At 75.8% G+C, this 2,950-nt stretch carries 1 protein-coding gene; it reads right to left on the reverse strand.

Annotation, left to right across the window (positions count from 1 at the left end; all coding sequences use genetic code 11):
* Window positions 1–2,950 (reverse strand): SDR family NAD(P)-dependent oxidoreductase (locus WA788_RS35170; protein WP_335984486.1); only part of this gene is annotated, 2,950 nt, incomplete at both ends.

A 2,950-nucleotide genomic window follows, 5' to 3' on the forward strand; every position in this document is an offset into this window, starting at 1 on the left:
CGTGTGGCCGATGTTCGACTTCACCGAACCCAGCCACAGCGGCCGGTCTCCCGCACGCTCCTGCCCGTAGGTCGCCAGCAGCGCCTGCGCCTCGATCGGGTCACCGAGCTTGGTGCCAGTGCCGTGGGCTTCCACCGCGTCGACGTCGGCCGCCGACAGTCCGGAGGTGGCCAGTGCGGCGCGGATGACGCGCTGCTGCGAGGGGCCGTTGGGGGCGGTCAGGCCGTTGGACGCGCCGTCCTGGTTGACCGCAGAACCCCGCACCACCGCGAGGACCTTGTGCCCGTTGCGCTCGGCGTCCGACAGCCGCTCGACCACGAGCATGCCCGCGCCCTCGGAGAAGCCCATGCCGTCGGCGTCGGCGGAGAACGCCTTGCTGCGGCCGTCCATCGCGAGGCCGCTCTGCTCGCTGAAGCCGATAAAGCCGTCCGGGGTGACCATGATCGTGACACCGCCGACGAGTGCCATCGAGCACTCCCCGGTGCGCAGCGCCTGGGTGGCCATGTGCAGGGCGACGAGCGAGGACGAGCAGGCCGTGTCCACCGTGACCGCGGGGCCCTCCAGGCCGAGGGCGTAGGACACCCGGCCGGACAGCACGCTCGTGGCGTTGCCGGTGATGAGGTGGGCCGCGCCCTCGAAGTCGCCGTCGCGGCCGTAGCCGGAGGCGTAGCCGCCGACGAACATGCCGGTGGCGGTGCCCCGCAGCGACATCGGGTCGATGCCCGACCGTTCCAGCGCCTCCCAGGACGTCTCCAGCAGCAGCCGCTGCTGCGGGTCCATCGCCAGCGCCTCACGCGGGCTGATCCCGAAGAACCCGGCGTCGAAGCCGCTGACGTCCTGCACGAAGCCGCCGACGGTGTCGAACTCGGTGCCGTCGGGCGACTCCAGGTGCCAGCCGCGGTCGTCCGGGAAGCCGGAGATGGCGTCACCGCCGGTGGCGAGCAGGTTCCACAGGTCGTCGGGGCCGGCCACGCCGCCGGGGTAGTGGCAGGCCATGCCGACGATCGCGATCAGCTCGTCGGCGGCGATGGTGGCGGGCACCGCGGACTGCGCCGGGGTGTCCTCGGGCCGTGCGCCCAGGAGTTGCTCCGCCAGGTAGCCGGTCAGGGCGGTGGGCGTCGGGTAGTCGAAGAGCAGGGTCGCCGGCAGCCGCAGGCCGGTGGCGGCACTGAGGTCGTTGCGCAGCTCCACCGACGTCAGGGAGTCGAAGCCGAGTTCGCTGAAGGCGCTGCCGGCCTGTACGGCGTCGGGTGTGGTGTGGCCGAGCACCCGGGCGGCCTTGTCCTGCACCAGTGCGGTCAGTGCCCGCCGCTGCTCGGCCCGGGTCAGGCCGGCCAGCCGGTCCGCCAGGTCCCGTTCGGCCGGGGCGGACGGGGCGACGGCCAGCAGCGCGGCGAGCCGCCGCACCTCCGGCAGGTCACGCATGAAGGGCGCGTGCACCAGGTCCGCGGACTCCTGCGGCTCGGCGAGGACGGCCGTCCAGTCGATGTTCATCACCGTCAGTGCGGTGTCGCGGCCGTCCAGTGCCTCGCCCAGGGCCCGGACCGCCAGGTCGGGGTCCATGACCTCTTCCCAGTCGTTGCGGGCGAGCCGCTGCCGCGCGGCCTCGGAGCTCTGCGCCACGCCCGCGGCCCACGGGCCCCAGGCCACGGCGAGCGCGGGCAGGCCGCGGCCGCGCCGGTGCTGGGCGAGGGCGTCCAGGTAGGCGTTGGCGGCACCGTAGTTGGCCTGGCCCGGCGCGCCGGTGGTGGCCACCACGGAGGAGAACAGCACGAAGGCGTCGAGGTCCAGGTCGGCGGTGAGCTCGTCGAGGTGTGCGGCGCCGGCGGCCTTGGCGGCGAGCACCGTCTCCAGCCGCTCGGGCGAGAGGGCGTCGATCACGCCGTCGTCCAGGACCGCGGCGGTGTGCACCACGGTGGACAGCGCGGGGCCGTCCGCCGGGACGCGGCCGAGGAGGGCGGCCAGCTCGGCGCGGTCGGCGGTGTCGCAGGCGAGGACGTCCACGCGGGCGCCGCAGGAGGCCAGTTCGGCCGCCTGCGCCGCGACGCCGGTGGCGCCGGGGCCGGAACGGCTGGTGAGCACGAGACGTTCGGCGCCGCGGTCGGCGAGCCAGCGTGCCACGTGCCCGCCGAGCGCGCCGGTGCCGCCGGTGATGAGCGCGGTGCCGTCCGCGGGACGCCACCCCTCGCCGGCCGGGGGCTGGGGGGCGTGGGCCAGCCTGCGGCCCATCGTTCCGACCGCCCGGATCGCGACCTGGTTCTCGTCGGTGCCGGCCAGTACGGCCGCCAGCTGCGCGCCGGTACGGTCGTCGGCCGTGTCCGGCAGGTCGACCAGCCCGCCCCAGCGGTCCGGGTGTTCCAGGGCGGCGATCCGGCCGAAGCCCCAGATCTGCGCCTGGAGCGGGCTGGCCAGGTGCTCGCCGGGGCCGGTGGCGACGGCGCCGCGGGTCAGCAGCCACAGCGGCGCCTCCACCCCGGCGTCGCCCAGCGCCTGGAGCAGGCCCAGCGTGCCGGCGAGGCCGGCGGTCACGGCGGGCTGCCCGGGCAGCGGCGCCTCGTCGAGGCCGAGGAGCGACAGCACCCCGGACAGCGGCTCGGTGCCCGCCGTCGCCCGGCCGACCAGTTCGGCGACGGTGCCGCGCGGTACGGTCCCGGCCGGCACCCGGACCGTCACGGTCTCGGCGCCGCGGGCGGCCAGCGCGGAAGCGGTCCACTCCACGAGTTCGGCGGCGGCGCCGGCGGGGGCGACGAGCAGCCACCGGCCGGTGAGCCACGCGGACCCGGCGGCGGTGACGGGCGACCAGGTCGTCCGGTAGCGCCAGCCCGCCGTCTCCGAGCGGCGGCGTTCGCGGCGCCGCCAGGACGCGAGTGCGGGCAGTACGTCGTGCAGGTGGCGCTCGTCCTCGATGGACAGCGTCTCCGCGATCCCCGCCAGGTCACCACCCTCGACC

This window comes from Streptomyces sp. CA2R106 (assembly GCF_037034245.1).
Classification (GTDB): Bacteria; Actinomycetota; Actinomycetes; order Streptomycetales; family Streptomycetaceae; genus Actinacidiphila.